This window comes from Actinacidiphila rubida, from assembly GCF_900110255.1.
Taxonomy (GTDB): Bacteria; Actinomycetota; Actinomycetes; order Streptomycetales; family Streptomycetaceae; genus Actinacidiphila; species Actinacidiphila rubida.
Genome location: NZ_FODD01000003.1, coordinates 54968 through 77900 on the forward strand (window position 1 = coordinate 54968; position 22933 = coordinate 77900).

A 22933-nucleotide genomic window follows, 5' to 3' on the forward strand; every position below is an offset into this window, starting at 1 on the left:
GCCATGGCATCGCGCCGAAAGACCACGCCGACCCCACCCACCGACGCGGAGCACCGCCCGTCGCCGCACGCCGTGGAACTGCGCGCCGTCCGCCGCACCTACGGCAGGGGCGACGCCGCCGTGCACGCGCTGCGCGGCGTCGACCTGGCCCTGCCGCGGCGCACCTTCACCGCCGTGATGGGCCCGTCGGGCTCCGGCAAGAGCACGTTCCTGCAGTGCGCGGCCGGACTGGACCGGCCGAGCGCGGGCCAGGTGCTGCTGGGCGGCCAGGACATCACCGGGCTGAGCGAGAACCACCTCACCAAGCTCCGGCGCCGGCGCATCGGCTTCGTCTTCCAGTCCTTCAACCTGCTGCCGTCGCTGACGGTGCAGCAGAACGTGCTGCTCCCGCTGCGGCTGGCCGGGGCCCGGCCGGACCGGCGCAGGGCCGCGGAGCTGCTGGCCCGGGTCGGCCTCGAAGGGCACGGCAGGCGCCGGCCCGGCCAGCTCTCGGGCGGGCAGCAGCAGCGGGTGGCGCTGGCCCGCGCCCTCATCACCGAGCCCGAGGTGATCTTCGCGGACGAGCCGACGGGCGCGCTCGACACCGGGACCGCCCGGGAGGTGCTCGGGTTGCTGCGGCAGGCCGTCGACGGCCTCGGCGCCACGGTCGTGATGGTCACCCACGATCCCGTCGCCGCCTCCTACGCCGACCGCGTGCTGTTCCTCGCCGACGGCTCGCTCGCCGGTGAGCTGGCCGACCCCGAGCCGGCGGCCGTCGCCGACCGCATGGTCGCGCTGACAGCCTCAGCCGGGTCCGCCGGATCCGCCGGGCGGCCCGCCGCCGGCGGGCCCTCCGGCTCCGGGCGGCTGGGGGCGGCGGCGTGAACGGCCTCGCCCGCGCCTCGGTGCGGTTCCGGCCCGCGGCCTTCGTGGGCACGTTCGTGGCGCTGCTGTTCGCCGCCGCGGTCGTCACCGCCTGCGGCACCATGCTGCAGACCGGCGTCACCGCCCACGTGGCGCCCGTCCGGTACGCGCACGTGCCCGTCGTGGCGGCCGCCGACGCGCAGGCGCGGATCGTCACCGGCCACGGCGACAGCCGTGACACCGAGGCCGAGCCCCTCACCGACCAGCCGCGGCTGGACACCTCGCTGGCCGCCCGGATCGCCGCGCGGCCCGGCGTCGCCGCGGCCGTCCCCGACATCGCGTTCCCCGTCCAGGCCGCCCACCTGCCCGCGCTCACCGGACGCGACTGGGCCGCGCACGCCCTCGACGGCGGGACCGCCGTCGAGGGGCACGCGCCGCTCGCCGGCGAGGTCGTGCTCGACGCCGCGACCGCGAGGTCCGCCGGGCTCGGCGCCGGTGACGCCGTCGCGCTGACGGCGCCCGGCGGCACGCGCACGTACCGGATCGCCGGTGTGGCCCAGGAGGCCGCCCCCACCGCGTACTTCGCGGACAGCGCGGCCGGCACCCTGTCCGGGCACCCCGGAAAGGCGGACGCCATCGCGGTGTTCGCCCGCGCCGGGGTGCCCGTGGACCGGCTCGCCGAGCAGACGCGCCAGGCCGTGGGCGGGCACGCCGTGGTGCGCACCGGCGACGGACGCGGCGAGGCCGAGCAGCCCGGACTCGCCTCCGCCCGGGAGATGCTCACCGCGATCGGCGGGTCCTTCGGCGGCATCGCCACCGCGACCGCGGTGTTCGTCGTCATGGGGACCGTCGCCCTCGCGGTCGGCCAGCGCGGCCGGGAGATCGCGCTGCTGCGCGCGGTCGGCGCCACCCCGCGGCAGATCCGGCGGATGGTCGCCACCGAGGCGCTGCTCGTCGCGCCGCTGGCCGGCGCGGCCGGCATCCTGCCCGGAATCGCCCTGGCCCGCTGGTGGTTCGGCCAGCTCGTCGACAAGGGCGCCGTCCCGCACGGCGCTCACCTGTCGGTCGGCTGGATCCCGATGGTCGCCGCGGTCGGGGCGGGGATGCTGAGCGCGCTGGCCGCGGGCCGTCTCGCGGCGCGGCGGCCGTCGAAGGCCCGCCCGAGCCAGGCGCTGGGCGAGGCCGCGGTCGAGCGCCGGCGGCCCGGCGTGGTCCGCACCGTGCTGGGCGCGGTCGCGACGGCTGGCGGCGTGGTGCTGGCCACCGTCGCCTCCCACCTGACGGGGGACGACGCGGCGTCGGTCGCGCTGTCCGTGGTGTTCTGCTTCATGCTGGCCGTGGCCCTGCTCGGCCCGGTGCTGGCGTGGCTCGCGGCGGCCGTGTTCGGGCTGCCGCTGCGCGCGGGCGGCGCGCCCGCCGCGCTCGCCGCCGCCAACACCCGTGCGAACGCCCGCCGGCTGGCCTCCGCGATCACCCCGATCGTGCTGGTCACCGCGTTCTGCGGCACCCTGCTGTGCATGCAGGGCACGATCACCCACGCCGCGAGCCGGCAGATCAGGGACGGGGTGGTCGCCGACCAGGTGGTCGGCTCCGGCGGTGCCGGGCTGCCGGCCGGCACCGCGGACCGGGCGGCCCGCCTGCCCGGTGTCGAGACGGCGGTCGGCGTGCTGCGCACCGGCGCCCTGTACCGCGCCGGCGGCGCGCTCGACTCCACGACCGTCCTCGGCGTCGGCGGTGACCCGCGCCACCTGGAGCCGGTCCTCCGGCTCGGTGTGCGGGACGGCTCCCTGGCGAACCTGACCGGGGACGGGCGCACCGTCGCCGTCGACGCGCTGCTCGCCGGCACCGCGCACGTGAAGGTCGGGGACCGGCTGTCGCTGTGGCTGGGCGACGGGACGCAGACCCGGCCGCGGGTCGTCGCGGTCTACGAACGCGGCCTGGGGCTGGGCCAGTTGGTCATGCCCCGGGCCGCGGTGGCCGCGCACGCGGCGACCGCCTACGACAGCCAGGTGCTGGTGCACGACCGGCCGGGGGCGCCGGCCGCGGACGTCCGGCAGGCGCTGGCGGGCCTGGACGTGCCCGGCCTGACCGTGACCGACCGGGCCGGCTACCGGGCGCAGGCCGACAAGGACCTGGAGCTCAACGCGTGGGCGAACCGCGTGATGGCGACGGTGCTCGGCGGGTTCGCGGCGGTGGCCGCCGTCAACACGCTGGTGATGACCGTGCTGGACCGGCGCCGCGAGGTCGCCCTGCTGCGGCTGACGGGCACGACCAGGCGCCAGGTGCTGGGCATGCTCCGCTGGGAGGCGCTGATGGTCGCGGCGGCCGGCCTGACCCTCGGCGCGGCCATCGCGTGGATCACGCTGGTCCCCATCGCCCGTGGCACCACCGGCGGTTCCCCCTACGTCCCCGCCGGCACGGCGCTGCCGCTGGCCGCCCTCACGCTGCTGCTGGCCCTCGCCGCCACCGCCCTCCCCGGCCGCGCCCTCCTGCGCCGGCCGGCCCGTTAGGCCCGGCCGGGGGGCGCCGCACGCCGCGCGTCCCCGGCCCGTCCGCCCGCGGCGGGTCCGGACACGGGTGCGGGGCGGGCGCCCCCTGAGCGCCCGCCCCGCGTCCTCCCCCGGGGGGGGTTAGGGGAGGGTCTTGGCGATCAGGACGCTGCCGGTGCCCGCGGTGGTCCCGCGTGCGTCGAGCAGCCGCACCTCGCCGAACAGCTCCCGGCCCTCGGGCGCCGCGGCCGCGGCCACGACGGACGCCGAGACCTGGGCGGTGGCGCCGTGCGGCAGGTCGAGGACCCCTTCGTCGTCCCCCACCGTCACCGAGCCGAGGCCCGGCGAGTAGTACACGTCCTTGTACGCGTACGTGGTGGAGCCGGACGGCACCGAGTAGCCGTCGACCTCGAAGGTGTACGTGCCGGCGGCCGGGTTCGCCAGGCTCACCGACTCCTCCGCGTCACCGTCCGCGGACTGCCCGACGAGCACCCCGTCGCGGTACACGTACAGGTCCAGGTCGGCCGCCGTGTCCGACGGCGAGCCGATGGACACGTCGAGCCGCGAGACGCCCGAGCCGAGGGTCAGCCGGGTGGTCTGGGTGTCGCCCTGGGCGATCGTCGGCGTCGCGGTGTGCGCGGAGCCCAGCGGCCCGCCCGCGAGCCGGCCCTGGAAGCCCGCGTAGGCGTTGGAGACGTTCCACGTCACCGGGGTCGGCGTGCCGACCGTCGCCTCGTCGACGGTCCGCACCGCCGGGTCGAACGCGGCGCCGAGCACCGTCACCGTCAGCCGGTACGGGTTGTCCAGCTGCGGGGAGGTGCGCCGCGCCTCCACCTCGATCTCCCAGACCCCGGCCATCGGCGCGGCGTAGGACCGCACGTCGGGCCGGCAGGTGTTGGCCGGGTTGGGGTAGTCGGGGTAGCAGTCGATGGTCTGCGTGGAGTCCATGGGCACGCCGTACGGGTGCATGGTGACGAACCGCGTCTGGCTGCCCGCCGCGAGCCCGTCCATGGCCACCTCCAGCGAGGTCGCGCCGGCCGGGACGGTCACGAAGTACGAGCGGGTGACGTCCCGCTGGACGGAGCCGGAGCGGGTCAGCGTGAAGCCGGGGGCCGCCACCGGGGTGGAGACCACCACGGCCGCGGGGATCTGCGTGTCGGTGCCGCGGGTCAGCGGGTCGTCGACGTTCAGCAGGGCGCTGTGCACGCCCGCCGAGCGCGGCTTGGCGGTGATCCGCACGGTGACCGGCACGTTCAGCGGCAGCCGGACCAGCGGCCCGCCCTCGACCCGGAACGTGCCGTCGTTGTGCGCCCACGTCAGCGTCTGCCACTGCGCCGCCGCCGGGCCCGAGGTGCGGGTCACCGTGACGCCGTAGGTGCGCTGCCCGCCGGCCGTCAGGCCGCCCTCGCGGTCGTACACGCCGGTGCCGTAGCCCGGCGTCTGCAGGAAGCCGGACAGGACCGTGTCCACGGGCGCCTTGACGGTGTACGCGTCGGTGGTGCCGCCGCGGCGGAGCAGGTCCCAGGCCGGGCCGACGGACACCAGGCCGGCGCCCTGGTCGACGGTCTGGAAGCCGGGGATCTCGCGCGCGGTGCTGATCAGCGCGGTGCGCAGCTGGGCCGGGGTCACGGTCAGGTGCTGCGATCTGGCGGCCGACAGCAGCAGCGCCGCGGCTCCGGTCGCCTGCGGGGAGGCCATCGACGTGCCCTGCAGCATGGCGTAGCCGGGCGGCAGGGCGTAACCGGCCTCCTTCACCGGGGCGCCCGCCTCCCAGGTGGGCACGGCGTTGATGGCCGCGCCGGGCGCGGTGAGGACCGGGGCGAGACCGCCGTCCTCGCGCGGGCCGCGCGCGGAGAAGGGCAGCAGCGAGTACGGGACGGTCATCTGCGAGCCGTAGTTCGCCGCCCAGGTTTCCCGGGAGATCGACGCGCCGATGCTGAGCACGTGGTCGGCGAGCCCGGGGTCGCTGATGGTGTTGACGCCCGGGCCGTCGTTGCCGGCGGAGATCACCAGCTGGACGCCGTAGGTGTCGATGAGCCGCTTGTAGAGCTGGTCGCGGGCGCTGGCACCGTCGTTGAGGGCGCCGAGGCCGCCGATGGACATGTTGACCACGTCGACGTGGTGGTTGACCACCAGATCGGTCATGCCCTCGGTGAGCGCGATGTTGGTGCAGCCGCCGGACCAGCTGCAGGCCCGCGAGGAGACGATCTTCGCGCCGGGCGCGGCGCCGTTCATCCTCCCGCCGAACAGCCCGTTGGCGCTGGTGATGCCGGCGACGTGGGTGCCGTGCTCGGACTGCACCACGCCGATGTTGACGAAGTCCGCCTTCTTGCCGACCCACGTCCCGCCGTAGGGGTCCATGGGGACGTCCTTGCGGATCTCGACCGTGAACGGGATCGACTCCGAGATCGCGGTCGCCGGGTCGTCGGTGCCGAAGTGCCCGATCTGGAAGCCGTCCTTGTACGGCTTCATCGCGGTCTCGTCGGTGAAGTCGCCGTCGTTGTCGAGGTCGACGCGCACGGTGCCGGCGGCCGGGTCGTACAGCACGCCCCACACGTCGGTGGTGTCGCCGTCGCGGTTCAGGTCGCCCTGCATGTCGCCGCCCTTGGTGGCGGCCTCGGCGAAGGTGCTGAACCGGTAGTCGCCGGCCGGCGCGGTCCACGTGCGGCCGGCCGCGGTGAACGACGGCCCGGACACCGCGGTGACCATCGCCCGCCAGGTGGCGTCGCCGTCCAGGATCGGGTCGGTGGAGGTGACCCAGTCGACGATCTTCCGCTCGCCGGTGGTGGTCCGCTGCAGCGCCGGGTGGCCGACGTCGACGCCGGAGTCCAGGATGCCGATGGTCACGCCGCGGCCGTCGCTCGCGGGGTGGTCCTTGACGAAGTCGACGGCGCCGGTCTCGAAGGCCGGCTGGTAGGGGTTCTTCGCCGGGGTGTGCGCGTCGGGCCCGGGGTAGGTCGTCGTGCCGTGACCGGACGGCCGGCCCGCCGCGGCGCCCGCCCTGTCCGCGGTGTCCGCGGAAGGCGTCGGGTCGTCGAGCGCGATCTCCTGCTTGAGGTCGATGGCCAGCACCTGCGGCAGCTTCTGCGCGGCGGCGAGGGCGGCGTCGGCCTTGCCGGTGGGCACGGTCGCGCGGACGTAGCCGAGGGCGTCGTACGTCATGCCGACGCTGGCACCCTCCGCGTGCAGCTTCGAGGTCACCGGCCCGGTCTGGCCGGGCGCGGTGGCGACCATGAACGTGACGTTCCTGTCGCCGTCGGCCTTGGCCTTCTCCAGCAGCGAGGCGTCGTTGGAGCCGAGTTTGTCGGCCGCGTCCTTGCCGGGGGCGTCCGCCCCGGGCGCGCCGGCGGCCGGCGTGGCGGTCGCGGGGGCCTTCGGCGCGGAGTCGGCGGCCGCGAACGAGGGCCCGGCAGCCGACAGTGCGGCGACCAGGCCCGCGGCGAGCGCGATACGGGCCGCGCGTCTCTTCCCGCGTATGTGATCCAGTGACATGGGCATCCCTGTTCGGACGGTCTCTCAGGTCGGTTCCTGCTCCCCCCGGCCTCGGCCGGGGGTGCCCCCATCCGCGCGGACGGTCCGTTCCCCGGCCGGCCGCTCCGGGAGCCCGTGCGTCAGCCCTGGGCGAGGACTGTTCGAAGTGCGGAGTCGTACGACCGCTCACCTTGATGGAATGGGGCGCCCTTTGGGGAGTGTTGACCTGCACATGGGGTGACGATGACGGGTTTCCGCCACCGCCATCGGGGACCAACGGGGATGTTGTGCCGCAAATCGACGGGCTGCGGCAGGGCGGTGATCGGGGCAAAGGCGTCAGCGGGGGATGACGACCACATAGGCCGCCGGCGTCCGGTCCATGGACGCGATCAGCGCGGTCCTCACCACCGCCGCCTGCTGCTCCAGGGCGCTGCCGAGCTTGGCCGGGGTCAGGTGCACCAGCGTGATGCCCAGCGCCTCCAGGCGCTCGCGCTGCCGGGCGTGGCGCTCCCACACGCCCTCGTCCGCCGCCGCCGACGCGGCCCGCGCGTCCACGACCGCGGCCACCGCCTGGTCGGGCCAGTAGGCGTCGACGCCGCCCAGCGGCGGCCCGCCGGGCAGCACCAGCTCCACGTTCCAGAGCGGATCGGGCAGTTGGTGGCAGTGCACCATGGCGTACAGCCGCTCCTCGCCGATCGTGCGGTCGGCCGCCTCCACCGCGGGCAGTGCTCCCACGACGTACGGCAGGTCGAGCAGCCCGGACAGCGCCAGCTCCCGGACCACGTCGTCTCCGCCGCAGTGCCCGGCGAGCACCGCCTCGGTGAGCACGCGGCGCACCGCGTCGCGCGCCTCGCCCGCGCCGGCCGCCGCGACCCGGCCCTCGGTGCCGCACAGCGCGGCGACGGCGTCCGCCAGGGCGCGCGGCACCGGCGCGCACGGCAGCCCGGACACGTCCTGGGCGCGGGGGAGTTCCCGGGCGCGGTGCAGCGTCACGTCGCCGCTGTCGCGCAGCCGGAGCCGCTGGGGGACGAGCACGTCGATGCGGCGCAGCCCGGGCAGCGCCGGCACCGAGGAGAAGCCGTGCAGCGCGAGGGCCGCCAGGCCCGTCACCATGACCTCCCGGCCGCCGCCGACCGGGCCGTGCCCGCCCGGGTCGCGTCCGGCGTACAGCAGCGCGGCCTGCACGCGCTCGCGGCTGGTCGGCGGTCCGGTGTGCAGCAGGTAGACCTGCGGCAGCAGTTGCTGCCAGGGGCCGCCGGATCCGCAGCGCTCCGCGATCGCCGCGGGGGACAGGCCGTGCTCGCGCAACTGGCGTGCGGTGAGCACGCCGTGCTCGCCGGCGAGTGACGACCCGGCACCGGAACGGTCCGGACCGTCCGCCGTGCCCGCCGCCTCGGGGGAGTTCACGGTGCCCGCGGGGCCCGTGGTGCGGCCGGTGGCGTGGGGGGTGTGGTGGTTCGCGTTCATGCGCTGAGGCTTGCCCATGCCGGAACCCGCGGATAACCGCTGTTACAGGGCCGTCGACAAAACGGGACAACGCCGGGCTAAAGCCCGCGTGTTCGGATGCCGATGGGCATTCTTCACCCATCAGGGTGAAGGGGCGGTCCCGACCAGCCGGGACCGCCCCTTCTCCGTCGTGCGCCGCCCGCCCTCAACGGGCCCTGGGCGGACGCCGGTCAGCGCCGCGCGTCACATTCCTGTGCCCGCAGGGCGCGCGCCAGGTCGTCGCGCGCCTCCAGCACCAGCCGGCGCAGCGCCGGCGCGGCCTGCGCCCGGTCCGACAGCCACGCGTCGGTGGCGTCCAGCGTCTCCTGCCGGTCCTGCAGCGACGGGAACAGCCCGCGCACCACGGCCATCCCGATCTCGATCGAACGCTCCGCCCACAGGGCCTCGATCACCCCGAAGTACGGCTGCGCGTAGGGCGCGGTCAGCTCGCGCTGCCCGGCCTGCGCGAAGCCCGCGATGGTCGCCTCCACCAGCGCGTTGGACAGCTTGTCCGACTCCACGACGTCCGTCCACGCCGCCGCCTTCACCGCCGCCGACGGGCGGGCCGCCAGGCACCGCACCTCGTGCCGGTGGCCCGAGGCGGTGTCGTCGCGGGCCCGTTCGGCCGCGATCACGCCCTCGTCGGCAAGGCCCTCCGCGGTCAGCGTCTCCAGCAGCGTCCAGCGCAGCTCCTGGTCGACGTCCAGCCCGTCGACCGACGCCGAACCGGCCAGCAGGTCCTGGAGGAGCTGGAGGTCCGCCGGGCTCGTCGCGACCGCGGCGAAGAACCGCGCCCACGCCAGCTGGTGGCCGCTGCCCGGCTCGGCCTGCCGCAGCTCCCGCAGCGCACCCTCCGCCAGCGACCGGGCCGCCTCCTCGCGTGCCCGCGGCACCACGTAGTGGGTCAGCGCGCTGCGCGCCTGCACGTGCAGCGACTGCAGCACCCCGATGTCGCTCTCCCGCCCGGCGAACCGCAGCACCAGGTCGAGGTAGTCGCGGGCCGGCATCAGCGCGTCCCGGGTCAGGTTCCACACCGCGGCCCAGGCCAGTGCCCGCGCGAGCGGGTCGGACAGGTCGCCCAGGTGCTCCCGCAGCGTCTCCAGCGACGCCTCGTCGAACCGGATCTTGCAGTACGTCAGGTCGTCGTCGTTGACCAGCACCAGGTCGGGGCGCGGCTCCCCGGCCAGCTCGGTGACCGTGGTCGAGGCGCCCGCCACGTCCAGCTCGGCCCGCGCGTAGCGCTCCAGCGCGCCGTCCGGCTTCCGGTGGTACAGGCCCACCGCCACGCGGTGCGGCCGCAGTTCGGGGTGCGCGGCGTCGTCCGCGGTCTGCAGCACCGCGAGTTCGGCGATCCGGCCCTCCTCGTCGTACCGCACCTGCGGCGTCAGGGAGTTGACGCCGGCGGTCTGCAGCCAGGAGCGCGACCACGCGGCCATGTCCCGGCCGGAGGTCTCGACCAGCACCGACAGCAGGTCGTCCAGGGTGGTGTTGCCGTACGCGTGCCGCTTGAAGTAGCGCCGGGCCGCCTCGAGGAAGGCGTCCTGGCCCACGTAGGCGACGAGCTGCTTGAGGACCGCGGCGCCCTTGGAGTAGGTGATGCCGTCGAAGTTGAGCTTGGCGTCCTCCAGGTCCCGGATGTCGGCCACCACCGGGTGGGTGGACGGCAGCTGGTCGGCCCGGTACGCCCACGCCTTGCGGCGGTTGGCGAAGGTGATCCAGCCCTCGGTGTAGCGGGTCGCGCCCACCTGCGAGAACGCGCCCATGAAGTCCGCGAACGACTCCTTGAGCCACAGGTCGTCCCACCAGCGCATGGTCACCAGGTCGCCGAACCACATGTGCGACATCTCGTGCAGCACCACGTTCGCCCGGTGCTCGTAGGACGCCCGGGTCACCTTCCCGCGGAAGATGAACTCCTCGCGGAACGTCACGCACCCCGGGTTCTCCATCGCCCCCAGGTTGTACTCCGGCACGAACGCCTGGTCGTACTTCCCGAACGGGTACGGGTAGTCGAAGTGGTCGTGGAAGAAGTCCAGCCCCTGCTTGGTCACTTCGAAGATCTCGTCGGCGTCGAAGTGCCGGGCCAGCGACCTGCGGCACAGCGCGCCGAGCGGGATGTCGAGCACGCCGCGGTCGGCGAAGGTGCGCGAGTAGTGGTCGCGTTCCACGTGGTACGGGCCGGCCACGACCGCGGTGATGTACGTGGAGATCGGCTGCGTCGGCAGGAACCGCGAGGTGCTGCCGCCGCCGTCCGCCGGGACCGGCTCGCCGTCGCGCTCCCCGTTGCTGATCACCGTCCAGTCCTCGGGCGCGGTCACCTGGAAGGTGAAGGGGGCCTTCAGGTCGGGCTGCTCGAAGTTCGCGAACACCCGCCGCGCGTCGGCCGGCTCGTACTGCGTGTAGAGGTAGACCTCGCCGTCCTCCGGGTCCTCGAACCGGTGCAGGCCCTCGCCGGTCCTGCTGTACGCGCACGCGGCGTCCACCACGAGGGTGTTGCGCTCCGCCAGGCCGTCCAGCGCGATGCGGGTGCCGTCGAAGACGGCGGCGGGGTCGAGCTCGCGGCCGTTGAGGCGCACGGAGGTGACCGAGGGGGCCACCAGGTCCGCGAAGGACGAGGCGCCCGGGGACGAGCAGCGGAAGTCGATCACCGTCGTCGACCGGAACGTACGCGGTCCCACGGGATCGGCGGGTCCCACCGCGGACCGGACGTCCAGTGCCACGTCGTAGCGTTCGACGGACAGGATCGAAGCCCGGTCGCGGGCCTCCTCGCGGCTCAGGTTCTCGCCGGGCACAGGCGGACTCCTTTGTCTCCCTGGGGTGGACGTGCTGGAACGCAGTTCTGGCATCCTCCCATGGGGCCTCGGCGGTGGCAGCGGGGAATGCCCCCGCAGCCGTCACGCGTTGTGCGCTGTGGGGGAGAGTTCAACCGGAACCGCTGCGGGAGCCCCACCCGGAACCCGCCGCACCGCACCCGCGCAGCACCGGTACCGCACCTGTACCGCACCCGCAGCACGCCCGCACAGCACACCCGCGCACGAGGAGAGAACACCGTGACCACCACCGACACCGAGAAGACGCCCGTCGACTTCTGGTTCGACCCGCTGTGCCCCTGGGCCTGGATGACCTCGCGCTGGGTGCTCGAGGTCGAGAAGGTCCGCCCGGTCGAGGTCAGCTGGCACGTGATGAGCCTGGCGGTGCTCAACGAGGACAAGCTCGACACCCTGCCCGAGCAGTACGCCGAGTTCCTGAAGGACGCCTGGGGCCCGGTCCGCGTCGTCATCGCGGCCCAGCAGCTGCACGGCGACGAGGTGCTCGGCCGCCTCTACACGGCGCTCGGCACCCGGTACCACAACCAGGCCAAGCCCAAGACCCGCGAGACCCTGGTCGAGGCCCTGGAGGAGGCCGGGCTGCCCGCCGACCTCGCTGACTACGCGGACCGGGACACCTACGACCAGGAGTTGCGCGCCTCCCACAAGGAGGGCATCGACAAGGTCGGCCAGGACGTCGGCACCCCCGTCATCGCGGTGCCCGGCGCCGACGGCGAGCAGATCGCCTTCTTCGGCCCCGTCGTCACCCCCACGCCGCGCGGCGAGGAGGCGGCCAGGCTGTGGGACGGCACGCTGATGGTCGCCTCCGTCCCCGGCTTCTACGAGATCAAGCGGACCCGTACCCAGGGCCCGATCTTCGACTGACCCCGCCGGGGCCGCCACGCCCCCGGCGACCCGACCCGACCCCCCTGGAGTGCCAGCGGCCATGCCACACCTCGGCCTGACGGCCCTCGTCGTCCGCGACTACGACGAGGCGATCGCCTACTACACCCGCGCCCTCGGCTTCGAGCTGCGCGAGGACACCCCGCGGGGGGACGGCAGCCGCTGGGTGGTCGTCGCCCCGCCCGGCTCGCGGGAGACGGCCCTGCTGCTGGCCCGCGCCAGCACCCCCGCGCAGGCGGACCGGGTCGGCGACCAGACCGGCGGCCGGGTCGGCCTGTTCCTCACCACCGACGACTTCGACCGCGACTACAAGCGGATGGTCGCCGAGGGCGTGGTGTTCGAGGAGGAGCCGCGCTACGAGGACTACGGCGCGGTGGTGGTCTTCCAGGACCTGTACGGCAACCGCTGGGACCTCATCCAGCCGGCCTGACCGGTTGGCGGGATCCCACAGCGCACCGTGCGTGCCGGGCGGCGGCCGTCACGCCGCCCGGCCGCCCGGCACGTCCCGCCGCGGACGTGACGCGGCTCACTCCACCTGCTGAAATCCTGCCAACGGCGGAGCGCCGCCGATGGCTTGAGGGTGCACGGAAGTCTCCAAGCGTCACCGTGCGGGTTTGTCGGAGCCTCACGATGATCGGCTCGCGGGCGCTGGGCTAGCGTCACGGTGTCGGCGCACGCCCGAACCCAACGTGCCCGCCGGCGCCCCGAACCCCCGACCCCGCGGAGACCCGATGAGCACCGCAGCACCCGCCGCCCGTTTCGTCCTGGCCGACCTGGTCCCCGCCTCCTCGGCCGCCCGCGCCCGGGCGCGCGACGCGGCGCTGGTGGTGGGCGGCGCGGTCCTGACCGGACTGGCCGCGCAGCTGTCCGTGCCGGTGCCGGGCTCGCCGGTGCCGGTCACCGGGCAGACCTTCGCGGCGCTGCTCGTCGGCACCGCGCTGGGCGCCCGGCGCGGCTTCGCCTCGCTGGGCCTGTACGCGCTGGCCGGCGTGGCCGGCCTGCCGTGGTTCGCCGGCGGCTCCTCGGGCTGGTCGATGCCCAGCTTCGGCTACATCCTCGGCATGATGCTGGCGTCCGCCGTCGTCGGCGCCCTCGCCCGGCGCGGCGGCGACCGCACGGTGCTGCGCACGGCCGGCGTGATGGTCCTCGGCTCCGCGGTCGTCTACGCGGTCGGCGTCCCCTACCTGGCGTTCTCCGCGCACCTGTCGGCGACGCAGGCGGTCGACCTCGGCCTGCGCCCCTACCTGCTCGGCGACGCCCTGAAGGCCGCGCTGGCCATGGGCCTGCTGCCCACCGCGTGGCGCCTGCTGCGGCGCTGATCCGCCCCGGAGGGGCGGGGGTGCGGGGCCAATGGGAGACTGACCGCATGCGCGTGTACCTGGGCTCCGACCATGCCGGCTTCGAACTGAAGAACCACCTCGTGGAGTGGCTGACGGCCAACGGGCACGAGCCCGTCGACTGCGGCCCGCAGATCTACGACGCCGTCGACGACTACCCCCCGTTCTGCCTGCGCGCGGCCGAGCGCACGGCCGCCGACCCCGGTGCCCTGGGCATCGTGATCGGCGGCTCGGGCAACGGCGAGCAGATCGCCGCGAACAAGGTCAAGGGCGTGCGCGCCGCGCTGGCCTGGAGCGAGCAGACCGCGTCGCTGGCCCGCGAGCACAACGACGCCAACGTGCTGAGCGTCGGCGCCCGCATGCACAGCCGGGACGAGGCCACCAAGTTCGTCGAGATCTTCCTCGGCACGGCCTACTCCCACGAGGAGCGCCACCAGCGCCGGATCGACATGCTCACCGCGTACGAGGCCACCGGTGAGCTGCCCCCGATCCCGGCGCACCACCCGCGGCAGGACTGAGCCGGGCGTGCCGGAAGGCCACACGATCCACCGGCTCGCCGAGGACTGCCGGCGGCTGCTGGCCGGGTGGGAGGTGCGGGCGAGCAGCCCGCAGGGCAAGTTCTCCGACAGTGCGGCGCTGCTGGACCGCACCGTCCTCGACGGTGCGGACGCCCACGGCAAGCACCTGTTCCTTGGCTTCCTGGGCTTCGCGGGCTTCCTCGGCTTCGAGCCCGTCGGCTGGGTGCACATCCACCTCGGCCTGATCGGCAAGGTCACCTTCGACGGCGCGGTCAGCGACACGGTGCGGCTGCGCCTGCGCGGCGGTTCCGACGGCACGCGCACCCTGGACCTGCGCGGGCCTGCCGCGTGCGAGCTGATCACCGACGCGGAGAAGCGGGCGATCCACGACCGCCTCGGCCCCGACCCCCTGCGGCCCGGCGACGACCCGGAGCGCGCCTACGCCCGGATCTCCCGGTCGCGGGTGCCGGTGGCGGCCCTGCTCATGGACCAGAAGGTGCTGGCCGGCGTCGGCAACGTCTACCGCGCCGAGGTGCTCTTCCGCCACGGCGTCGACCCGTTCCTGCCCGGCCGGGCGCTCACCCGCGAGGTCTGGGACGCCCTGTGGGCCGACCTCGTGGACCTGATGACCGCCGGGGTGCGTGCCAACCGGATCGACACCGTGCGGCCCGAGCACGAGCCGGAGGCGATGGGCCGGCCGCCGCGCCAGGACGACCACGGGGGCGAGGTCTACGTCTACCGGCGGGCCGGCCTGCCGTGCCTGGTGTGCGGCACGGAGGTGCGGACGCAGTCGCTGGCCGCGCGGAACCTGTTCTGGTGCCCGTCCTGCCAGCCCCCCGCCACCTAGGGCCGGTCGTCGGGACCTCCCCGGGGTCGGCCGCGCCCCACCCGCGGGAGGGCGCGTCACGCCCGCTCCCGCTCCGGCACGGCTCGTGCGGCCGGCGCGGTCCGTTCCGCCGGCCCGGAAGGACCCCGCTTCGGGATGCCGAGGGCGAGCAGCGCGCCGAGGAACGCGTACCCCGCGACCGCGGCCATGGCCGCCCGGAACCCGTCGCCGAACGCGCCGGGTGAGGCGTAGCCGCCGCGGCTGGTGAAGACGGCGACCGTCACCGCGACGCCGAACACCCCGCCGAGGATCCGCAGCATCATGAACGCGCCCGACGCCTGGCCGATCTCCTGCGGCCGCACCGCCCCGACGACCGCCTTCTGCGCGGCGGGCATCGCCATCGTCATCCCCGCGCCGCCCAGTACGAGGGCGGGCACCAGCTCGCCGTACGCGGTGCCCGGGCCCGCCGCGAAGGCGATCCAGGCCATGCCGGCGCTCTGCGCGAGCATCCCGGCGGCCACGAACGTCCGCTCGCCGAACACGTCGGTGAGCCGGCCGGCGATCGGCGCGCACACCATCAGCGTCGCCGTCCACGGCACGAGCCGCAGCCCCGCACCGATCGGCCCGCAGCCGTCCACGGTCTGGAAGTACTGGGCGAGGAAGAAGAGCGTGCCGTACAACGAGGCGAAGAGCAGGAAGTTCGCCGGGTTGGCGGTGGCGAACGCCCGGTGCCGGAAGAAGCGCAGCGGCAGCATCGGCGCCGGCGCCCGGCGCTCCCACAGCACGAAGGCCGCCGTCAGCACCACCCCGGCCACCTCGCTCCCCAGCACTTCCGCGCTGCCCCAGCCGGCCGTGTCGCCCCGTACCAGGCCCCAGACGAGGCCGAGCGCGCCCAGCGTCACCAGCACCACGCCCACCAGGTCGAAGCGGCCGCCGGGGCCGGTGCTCTCGGCGACCCGCCGCGTGGTCAGCGCGACGGCGGCCACGCCCACGGGCAGGTTCAGCCAGAAGATCCACTGCCAGGCGAGCCCCTGGGCGATCACCCCGCCGATGAACGGGCCGCTGAACGTCGCCAGACCCGTCAGGCCCATGTAGAGCCCCATGGCCCGGCCGCGCCGCCGGGGCGGGAACTCCGCACTGATCAGGGTCAGGGACAGCGGCAGCACCAGGGCGGCCCCGGCGCCCTGCAGCGCGCGGAACGCGATGAGCGCGCCGACGTCCGTCGACAGGGCGCAGGCCGCCGAGGCCGCCGTGAACAGCGCGAGCCCTGAGGTGAACACGCGTCTGCGGCCGAACCGGTCGCCGAGCGCGGCACCGGTGAGCAGCAGCACCGCGAAGGTCAGGTTGTAGGCGTTGACGGTCCACTCGAGCGTCGCGGTCGACGCTCTCAGGTCCCGCCGGATCGTCGTCAGTGCCGTCGTCACGACGAGGCTGTCCAGGGCCATCATGAACGACGCGAGCGAGGCGAGCCCCAGGACCCACTTCTGCCGGGAGGTCATCCGTCCGCCGTCGGTGTCCACCGTTCTCCTTCGTGCCGGGAGTGTCTGTCCGGATAGACACCCCCGGCACCGGAAATCGGTCGGCGCCCCGGGAACGGCGGTCCCGAGCGGCTCAGAAGCGGTGCGGCAGCCAGGGCTCGGCGTCGCTGCGGAACGCCGCGGACGCCTCCGCCAGCGCGCCCGCGCGCAGCTCGGTCACCAGGCCCGCGGACGCCATCGAGCGCAGGCTCGGGCCACCGAGGTAGGCCGCGCCCAGCTCCCGCACGTCCACCGCCAGTTCGGCGGGATCGGTGGTGCGCACGCAGCTCGCCCCCTTGGAATCGCCGGTCAGCCGCCAACGCCCGCTGTTCCAGGGGCAGAACGCGTCGTCGACGTCCAGCACGACGTCCACCGGCGCCGCGTACGTGCGGGCGGACAGCGCCGCGGGCAGGTCGACCAGGCGCAGGTACAGGCCGTCGCGGAACGCGAGTTCACAGCGGCGGATGTCGGACGCCAGCTGCACCAGCGCGTCGTCCATCGGCCGGCTCCAGAAGACGATCCGGGACATCAGGTCGATCCCGGAGAGATAGCCCCACAGCGCCGCGTACGTCACCGCATCGAGTGCTTCGACGTCCCGCAGCCTGACCGTGCCGTCCGGGCCCGTCGGGGCCCAGCCCGACTGCGTCGCGTACCGGGCGTAGCCGCGCACCTCGCCGTCGACCTCGGCCAGCACGCACAGCAGCGGTCCGGCGCCGTCGCGCCCGGCCGGCGGGTCGAGCACCGGCTCCTGCTCCCATCCGGGCATGCGGGCCAGCATCCCCGGGCGCAGCGGCACCAGTTGCGCGTAGATCCGCTCGCAGACCTCCAGGGCCTCGGACGGGGCGACGAGGCGGAACCGCACCCGGTCCGCACCCTCGGGGAGGTGGAACGCGGTCCGCGTGGTGTCCACCCGGCCGCGCAGCTGACGGCTGGCGACGCCGTACCCGAACCGCCCGTAGATCGCCGGCTCCGACGCGGTGAGCACCGCGAACGGCTCGCCGCGCCCGCGGAAGTCGTCCAGCTGGCGGCGCATCATCGCGGTCAGCACGCCGCGGCGCCGGTGCGTGGGCTGGACGCTGACCATGGTGACGCCCGGCACATCCGCGGACGCGCCGCCCGGCACGGTCATCCGGAACGAGAACGCGCCCGCGGTACCGACGAGTTCGGGGCCGTCCCAGGCGGCGATCAGCCGTTCGGGTTCGGTGACCAGCCGCGAGAGCCGCCGCTCCTCCTCGGGCTCCGGCGGGCCGCCGAACGCCCGCTCCAGACGGTCGTAGAACAGATCCCACTGGTCCGCTGCCGGCACCCGCACGTCGGTCGTCGTCATGACCCCCTGCCTACCAGGCGGACCCCGAGCGGGCGAACATATTTTCCCCCGTCCCCCGCGTACGGCACGGCGCGGGCACCCGCCGCCGCCGTTTCCGGCTCAGGTCACAGCCGCCGCGGCCTGCACGGCGGGCCGATCGATGGATAGGGTCGCCGGGACATGGCAAAAGACGTGGCAAGGGATGGTCTGGGCCTCAGGTGGAGCAGGCGGCTGCACCGGGCCAAGCTCGGCGTGCGCCGGTCCGCCGTCGACTACTTCCGCGGCGACGCCTCCGACTGGGCGGGCCTCGCGGTCGTCGCCCTGACCATCCCGGCCCTCGCCTACACCACCGTGTGGACGCCCGAGTGGTGCCCGCCCAGCGCCCTGGCGCTGCCGATCCTGGCCGGCGGGCTGCTGCTGCGCCCGGCGAGCCTGCTGCTGCTCTACGCGGCCTCCGCGGTCGCGCTGGTCGCCGAGTCCGCGGCACTGGGCCCCTACCGCGAGGGACCGGCCCGGGTGACGCCCGGCACCGTGCTGGTGGTCACCGCCGTCGCGCTCACCGGTCTGATCATCGCCCAGTTCCGTGCCCGCGTGGGCGTGCCCTGGCGTCGCGGCCACACCATGCTGTTCGACCTGCGCGAGCGGATCAGGGTGCAGAGCCGGCTGCCCCGGCTGCCCGGCGGCTGGCACGCGGAGATGGCCCTGCGGCCGGCCGGCGGCCAGTCGTTCTCCGGGGACTTCGTGGTGGCCACCCGCACCTCCGGCGGCCGCGTTCTGGAGGCGGTGCTCACCGACGTGTCCGGCAAGGGCATGGACGCCGCGTCCCGCTCGCTGCTGCTGTCCGGTGCGTTCGGCGGACTGCTGGGCTCGCTGCCGCCGCACGCCTTCCTGACCGCCGCCAACGGCTATCTGCTGCGCCAGAACTGGGACGAGGGCTTCGCCACCTCGGTGCACCTCGTGCTGGACCTGGAGAGCGGCGACTACGAGCTGCTGTCCGCCGGGCACCTGCCCGGGGTCCAACTCCACGCCGGCACCGGCAGATGGGAGCAGAAGTCCGCCGAGGGCCCGCTGCTCGGCGTCTACGACGGCGCCGAGTTCCACGGCGTGAAGGGGACGTTGAGGTCCGGCGACGTGCTGATGCTGTTCACCGACGGCCTGGTGGAGACCGCCGACCGCGACATCACCGAGGGCATGGACCGGCTGATGGGGGAGGCGGACCGGTTCGTGGCCACCGGATTCCGGGGCTCCGCCTGGCGGTTGATCGAGGCGGTCGCCAAGGACGTGAACGACGACCGGGCGTTGCTGGTGGTGTGCCGGGACTGACCCTCGGGAATGGGACTATGGGCGCACGGTCGCAATGTGGTCTCCCGTGTCCGTGGCCGATGGCACCATTGGTACGGGCGTGGCGGGGCGGGCAGCGGCACGTTCCCCGACCGGCATGGAATTACCGATTGAGGAAGTGATCCGCTGTGGTTATCTCCCTGTCCGCGGTGCTGTTGCTGGCGATCGTCCTGGTGGTGATGATCAGGAGCAAGTCCATCAAGGTGGGGCCGGCCGTCATCGCGGCGCTCTTCGGGTTCTTCCTCGCCTCGACGAACATGGCTCCGTCGGTCAACCGGTTCCTGACGTCACTTGCCGACACGATCAACCAGATAAAGATCTGACCGCGTCAGCGCCTGGGGCGTCGCGGCCAGCACCTGCCGCAGCGTCTCCGGCGCCTCCTCCGCAGAGGGCGCGCCCAGCAGGGCGGCGAGCACCGCGATCCGGGCCTGGCCCGGGCGCAGCGTTCCCGTCAACTGCGCGCCGGCGGCGGCGAGATCCACGGCGCCTCCACCGGTGTAGAGGGGGGTCACGGCACCCGCGGCGACGCGGGTGCTGATCGCGACCAGCACGCCGTCCCGCACGGCCCTGCCGACGGCGGCGGCGACCTCGGGGTTGGTGTTCCCGGCACCCGTGCCGACCACCACGACGCCCCGCGCGCCCGCACCGAGGGCGGCCTCGAACAACACCGCGTCCCCGTCGCTGTGGTGCATCACGACGTCGACCCGCGGCGCGACGGCGTCGCGGGCGGGCAGCGGCAGCGGGACCGGCCGGGCCCGGTGCCGTCCCCACGTCACGCGGCCGAACTCGACGCGTCCCAGGGGCAGTCCGTCCGGGTCGCCGAAGGCGCGGACGTCGACCGTGTGCTTCTTGACCGTGCCGCGGGCGGCGAAGACCTGCCCGGCGAAGACGATCACCGCGCCGATGTCGCGGCCGGTGGCCGCGGTCAGCAGCGCGTCGTAGAGGTTGCCGGCGGCGTCGCCGTCCTCGGCGTCCAGCGGCTTCTGCGCGCCGGTGAAGACCACCGGGCGGCGGTCGGAGTGGAACAGGTCGAGGAAGAGCGCGGACTCCTCCAGGGTGTCCGTGCCGTGGGTGACCACGATGCCGTCCACCGAGGGGTCGGCCAGCACCTCGTGCACGGCGTGCAGCAGCCGCAGCTGGTGGCCGGTGGTCAGCTGGGAGCTGTTGACCGTGAACAGGTCCACCACCCGGACGTCGACGCCCTCGGGGACCGCGCCGGCCGCCAGGACCTCCTGGCCGGCGGCCTCGGCCGCGTAGCCGTCACCCTGCCAGCGGCTGGCGATGGTGCCTCCGGTGCTGATGACCACGACGTGTCGCACGATGCCTTCGCCTCCATCTGTGACGGCCGGTGTGAGGGGCGGCTGCCACCAGGGTGCGCCTCCTACACAATGATATGCGCGTAGACCTGTCATATGATTGCGAAAGATGACCGGCGCTTCTCCAATCATGGTAGGAGATGCCAGCATGGACGCCATCGACAGAAGCATCTTGCGCGAGCTGCAGGCCGACGGCCGCCTCACCAACCAGGAGCTGGCCGCGCGCGTCGGTCTCACGCCTTCCCCGTGCCTGCGCCGGGTACGCCAGCTGGAGGACGACGGCATCATCCAGACCTACCGGGCCGTCGTCGACCCCGTCGCGGTCGGCCGCGGCTTCGAGGTCTTCGCCTCCGTCGAGGTCCGCCGCGACCGCGCCTCGGTCGCCGCGTTCGAGGCCGAGGTCCAGTCCACCCCCGACGTCGTCGAGGCCTACCGCCTCTACGGCGCGCCCGGCAGCCTCCTGCGCATCGCCGTCGCCGACTCCGACGCCTACGAGCGCTTCTGGACCGAGAAGCTGATCTCCCTGCCGGGCGTCACCGACGTCAACTCCCAGATGATCATGAAGCGCATCAAGTCCCCCCAGGGCGTCCCCGTCGACTGACCCCCGCCCGGCCCAGCGGCCCCGTCCCCCGTGAACGACAGCGGCCCGGGCCGCGGAGGGGTTCCGCGACCTGGGCCGGTGGTGTCTGCGACGACTGGAGCGGGCGACGGGAATCGAACCCGCGTAGCTAGTTTGGAAGACTAGGGCTCTACCATTGAGCTACGCCCGCAGCGCCAGTGATTCTGGCACATCGCATAGTAGCCGGTCGAACCGGTGCAGTGGCGGGTGAATACAGGCTGCCCACGCGTACGGGGGCATGTACTCTACGTGTCGCACCAGCGGGGTGTGGCGCAGCTTGGTAGCGCGTCCGCTTTGGGAGCGGAAGGCCGTCGGTTCGAATCCGGCCACCCCGACCAGCAGTTCCGGGCAGGATCGGGGCAGCGGGGTCGAACCGCGGAGGCGGCTCGACGACCCCGTCCGGCGCGTTTGTGGTACCCGGTAGGATGGGCCGCTGGCGACCGGACGCGCGGCCAGCCCGCGCAGATCGCATCGCCCCCATCAACGTAAAGCCCCCAAGGAGACCCAACCGTGAAGAGCGCCGTCGAGACTCTGAACCCGACCCGGGTTCGACTCACTGTCGAGGTGCCCTTCGAGGAGCTCAAGCCCAGCCTCGACGCGGCGTACAAGAAGATCAACCAGCAGGTCACGGTGCCGGGCTTCCGCAAGGGCAAGATCCCTGCGCGCGTCATCGACCAGCGGTTCGGCCGTGGCGCGGTCCTCGAAGAGGCGATCAACGACGCGCTGCCGAAGTTCTACACGGAGGCGGTCAACGAGGGCGAGCTGAACCCGCTCGGCCAGCCGGACGTCGACATCACCGAGCTGAAGGACGGCGAGGAGCTGAAGTTCACCGCCGAGGTCGACATCCGCCCCGCCATCGAGATCCCGGACTACTCCGGCATCGAGGTGACCGTCGACGCGATCGAGGTCGACGACGAGGAGGTCGAGAAGTCGCTGGAGCAGCTGCGCGAGCGCTTCGCCTCCACCACCCCGGTCGAGCGTGCCGCCGCTGACGGCGACGTCGTCGTGGTCGACCTGGAGGCCTCGGTCGACGGCACCGTCCTGGAGGACGGCGTCGCCCAGGGCGTCAGCTACACCATCGGCTCCGGCCAGCTGCTCGACGGCATCGACGAGGCCGTGACCGGCCTGGAGAAGGGCGGCTCCGCCACCTTCACCTCCGAGCTCAAGGGCGGCTCCGCGGCCGGCCAGGAAGCCTCCGTCAAGGTCGAGGTGTCCGACGTCCAGGAGCGCGAACTGCCCGCCCTCGACGACGAGTTCGCCCAGCTGGCGTCGGAGTTCGACACCCTGGACGAGCTGCGTGCCGACAGCCGCAAGCGGCTGGAGCGCATGAAGTCCTACGACCAGGCCACCCAGGCCCAGGAGAAGGTGCTCGACGCCCTCATCGAGCTGATCGAGGTCCCGATCCCCGAGAAGCTCCTGAAGGACGAGATCGAGACCCGCACGCACAACCTGGAGCACCACCAGTTCCCGCAGCTGGGGCTGACCTGGGACTCCTACCTGGAGCGCGAGGGCAAGACCCGCGAGGAGCACGACGCCGAGGTCGAGGCCCAGTCGGTCAAGGGCATCAAGACCCAGTTCATCCTCGACGAGCTGGTCACCAAGGAGAAGCTGTCGGTCAGCCAGGAGGAGCTCACCGAGCACCTCATGCGCCGCGCCGCCACCTCCGGCATGACCCCCGACCAGTTCGCCCAGGCGGTCGTCGAGGGCGGCCAGGTGCCGATGCTCGTCGGCGAGGTCGCCCGCGGCAAGGCTCTCGCCGTCGTCGTGGAGACCGCCAAGGTCACCGACACCAACGGTGAGGTCGTCGACCTGGAGGACGAAGAGGACGACGAGGACGACGAGGACGGCGAGACGGTCGAGGCCGCCTCCGACGCCGCTGAGGCCGCCTCCGAGGACGCCGCGGCCGGCGACAAGCCCGCCGAGTCCTGACCCGCACCACTCGCGTCACGGGCCCGAACGCCGACCGGCGTTCGGGCCCGTGACCGTGGGCCGTCCGGGGGACCCGCCGGACGTCCGCCGGTCGCGCCCTGCCCCGTGAGGCCGCCGCCGACCCCACCCTGCGCTATCAGCGAACAGTTCCGCGTAGGGGATTGCTGGGCCCCACCTGCGCGTTAGGGTCCACAAGTAGGAGGGCAGAGGTGCACCAGCGCGGGACGCG

17 protein-coding genes and 2 tRNA genes are annotated in these 22933 nt (G+C 73.9%); 12 read left to right on the forward strand and 7 right to left on the reverse strand.

Features of this window, described 5'->3' with window-relative positions; translation table 11 throughout:
• Positions 1 to 3: 3 nt before the first annotated feature.
• Entirely contained in the window at positions 4 to 864 is an 861-nt protein-coding gene (locus BMW99_RS03355; protein WP_069465042.1) for an ABC transporter ATP-binding protein, read from the forward strand.
• On the forward strand, positions 861 to 3353 hold the full coding sequence (locus BMW99_RS03360) for an ABC transporter permease (RefSeq protein ID WP_075016195.1): 2493 nt from the start codon (positions 861 to 863) through the stop codon (positions 3351 to 3353). Before BMW99_RS03355 ends, BMW99_RS03360 begins: the two co-directional genes overlap by 4 nt.
• A gap of 120 nt (positions 3354 to 3473) precedes the next feature.
• Here the strand turns inward: BMW99_RS03360 and BMW99_RS03365 are convergent, their stop codons facing one another.
• The 3 genes from BMW99_RS03365 to pepN form a co-directional block, all read right to left on the reverse strand.
• On the reverse strand, positions 3474 to 6824 hold the full coding sequence (locus tag BMW99_RS03365) for a S8 family serine peptidase (RefSeq protein WP_075016196.1): 3351 nt from the start codon (positions 6822 to 6824) through the stop codon (positions 3474 to 3476).
• A 315-nt stretch (positions 6825 to 7139) separates the two neighbouring features.
• A complete protein-coding gene (locus BMW99_RS03370; RefSeq protein ID WP_245791167.1) occupies positions 7140 to 8270 on the reverse strand; it encodes a hypothetical protein in 1131 nt (376 codons plus the stop codon).
• A gap of 209 nt (positions 8271 to 8479) precedes the next feature.
• Complete coding sequence (gene pepN / locus BMW99_RS03375; protein WP_069465159.1) at positions 8480 to 11077, reverse strand: aminopeptidase N; 2598 nt, start codon at positions 11075 to 11077, stop codon at positions 8480 to 8482.
• A 258-nt stretch (positions 11078 to 11335) separates the two neighbouring features.
• Between pepN and BMW99_RS03380 the strand changes: the two genes are divergently transcribed.
• The 5 genes from BMW99_RS03380 to BMW99_RS03400 all read left to right on the forward strand — a co-directional run bounded on the left by BMW99_RS03380 (position 11336) and on the right by BMW99_RS03400 (position 14697).
• Entirely contained in the window at positions 11336 to 11977 is a 642-nt protein-coding gene (locus BMW99_RS03380; protein ID WP_069465160.1) for a mycothiol-dependent nitroreductase Rv2466c family protein, read from the forward strand.
• Positions 11978 to 12038: 61 nt separating this feature from the next.
• Positions 12039 to 12425, forward strand: coding sequence for a VOC family protein (locus tag BMW99_RS03385; protein ID WP_069465161.1), 387 nt, complete (start codon positions 12039 to 12041; stop codon positions 12423 to 12425).
• A gap of 301 nt (positions 12426 to 12726) precedes the next feature.
• Positions 12727 to 13314, forward strand: a complete 588-nt coding sequence (locus BMW99_RS03390) for a biotin transporter BioY (protein WP_069465162.1) — start codon at positions 12727 to 12729, stop codon at positions 13312 to 13314.
• A 47-nt stretch (positions 13315 to 13361) separates the two neighbouring features.
• Positions 13362 to 13850: a ribose-5-phosphate isomerase gene (locus BMW99_RS03395; protein ID WP_069465163.1), complete on the forward strand. Its 489-nt coding sequence runs from the start codon at positions 13362 to 13364 to the stop codon at positions 13848 to 13850.
• 7 nt (positions 13851 to 13857) lie between these two features.
• Entirely contained in the window at positions 13858 to 14697 is an 840-nt protein-coding gene (locus BMW99_RS03400) for an Fpg/Nei family DNA glycosylase (protein ID WP_069465164.1), read from the forward strand.
• Between the two features lie 56 nt (positions 14698 to 14753).
• On the opposite strand, the gene BMW99_RS03405 is transcribed toward BMW99_RS03400, so the two are convergent.
• Entirely contained in the window at positions 14754 to 16196 is a 1443-nt protein-coding gene (locus BMW99_RS03405) for an MFS transporter (protein WP_245791168.1), read from the reverse strand.
• Between the two features lie 91 nt (positions 16197 to 16287).
• Complete coding sequence (locus tag BMW99_RS03410) at positions 16288 to 17520, reverse strand: GNAT family N-acetyltransferase (protein ID WP_069465165.1); 1233 nt, start codon at positions 17518 to 17520, stop codon at positions 16288 to 16290.
• Between the two features lie 159 nt (positions 17521 to 17679).
• On the opposite strand from BMW99_RS03410, the gene BMW99_RS03415 reads away from it, so the two are divergent.
• Both BMW99_RS03415 and BMW99_RS03420 read left to right on the forward strand, forming a co-directional pair.
• Complete coding sequence (locus BMW99_RS03415) at positions 17680 to 18822, forward strand: PP2C family protein-serine/threonine phosphatase (RefSeq protein ID WP_069465166.1); 1143 nt, start codon at positions 17680 to 17682, stop codon at positions 18820 to 18822.
• 146 nt (positions 18823 to 18968) lie between these two features.
• Positions 18969 to 19163, forward strand: a complete 195-nt coding sequence (locus BMW99_RS03420) for a hypothetical protein (protein WP_075016197.1) — start codon at positions 18969 to 18971, stop codon at positions 19161 to 19163.
• Here BMW99_RS03420 and BMW99_RS03425 read toward each other — a convergent pair.
• Positions 19128 to 20159 (reverse strand): asparaginase, encoded by a 1032-nt coding sequence (locus BMW99_RS03425; RefSeq protein ID WP_069465167.1) that lies wholly within the window; start codon positions 20157 to 20159, stop codon positions 19128 to 19130. The two genes, BMW99_RS03420 and BMW99_RS03425, sit on opposite strands and share 36 nt — an antisense overlap.
• Before the next feature lie 145 nt (positions 20160 to 20304).
• Between BMW99_RS03425 and BMW99_RS03430 the strand changes: the two genes are divergently transcribed.
• Positions 20305 to 20757, forward strand: a complete 453-nt coding sequence (locus tag BMW99_RS03430; protein ID WP_075016198.1) for an Lrp/AsnC family transcriptional regulator — start codon at positions 20305 to 20307, stop codon at positions 20755 to 20757.
• Between the two features lie 95 nt (positions 20758 to 20852).
• On the opposite strand, the gene BMW99_RS03435 is transcribed toward BMW99_RS03430, so the two are convergent.
• A tRNA-Gly gene (locus BMW99_RS03435) sits at positions 20853 to 20926 on the reverse strand.
• 110 nt (positions 20927 to 21036) lie between these two features.
• Here BMW99_RS03435 and BMW99_RS03440 point away from each other — a divergent pair.
• Positions 21037 to 21113: transfer RNA gene (locus BMW99_RS03440), tRNA-Pro, on the forward strand.
• Between the two features lie 172 nt (positions 21114 to 21285).
• Positions 21286 to 22704, forward strand: a complete 1419-nt coding sequence (gene tig, locus BMW99_RS03445; protein ID WP_069465531.1) for a trigger factor — start codon at positions 21286 to 21288, stop codon at positions 22702 to 22704.
• Positions 22705 to 22933 lie beyond the last annotated feature (229 nt).

Bases quoted from the DNA above. Each gene is read 5' to 3' on its own strand.
- BMW99_RS03410 (WP_069465165.1), bottom strand. From the start codon at position 17,520: ATGACGACGACCGACGTGCGGGTGCCGGCAGCGGACCAGTGGGATCTG.
- BMW99_RS03390 (WP_069465162.1), top strand. From the start codon at position 12,727: ATGAGCACCGCAGCACCCGCCGCCCGTTTCGTCCTGGCCGACCTGGTC.
- BMW99_RS03415 (WP_069465166.1), top strand. From the start codon at position 17,680: ATGGCAAAAGACGTGGCAAGGGATGGTCTGGGCCTCAGGTGGAGCAGG.
- BMW99_RS03370 (WP_245791167.1), bottom strand. From the start codon at position 8,270: ATGAACGCGAACCACCACACCCCCCACGCCACCGGCCGCACCACGGGC.
- BMW99_RS03365 (WP_075016196.1), bottom strand. From the start codon at position 6,824: ATGTCACTGGATCACATACGCGGGAAGAGACGCGCGGCCCGTATCGCG.
- BMW99_RS03385 (WP_069465161.1), top strand. From the start codon at position 12,039: ATGCCACACCTCGGCCTGACGGCCCTCGTCGTCCGCGACTACGACGAG.
- BMW99_RS03355 (WP_069465042.1), top strand. From the start codon at position 4: ATGGCATCGCGCCGAAAGACCACGCCGACCCCACCCACCGACGCGGAG.
- BMW99_RS03395 (WP_069465163.1), top strand. From the start codon at position 13,362: ATGCGCGTGTACCTGGGCTCCGACCATGCCGGCTTCGAACTGAAGAAC.
- BMW99_RS03430 (WP_075016198.1), top strand. From the start codon at position 20,305: ATGGACGCCATCGACAGAAGCATCTTGCGCGAGCTGCAGGCCGACGGC.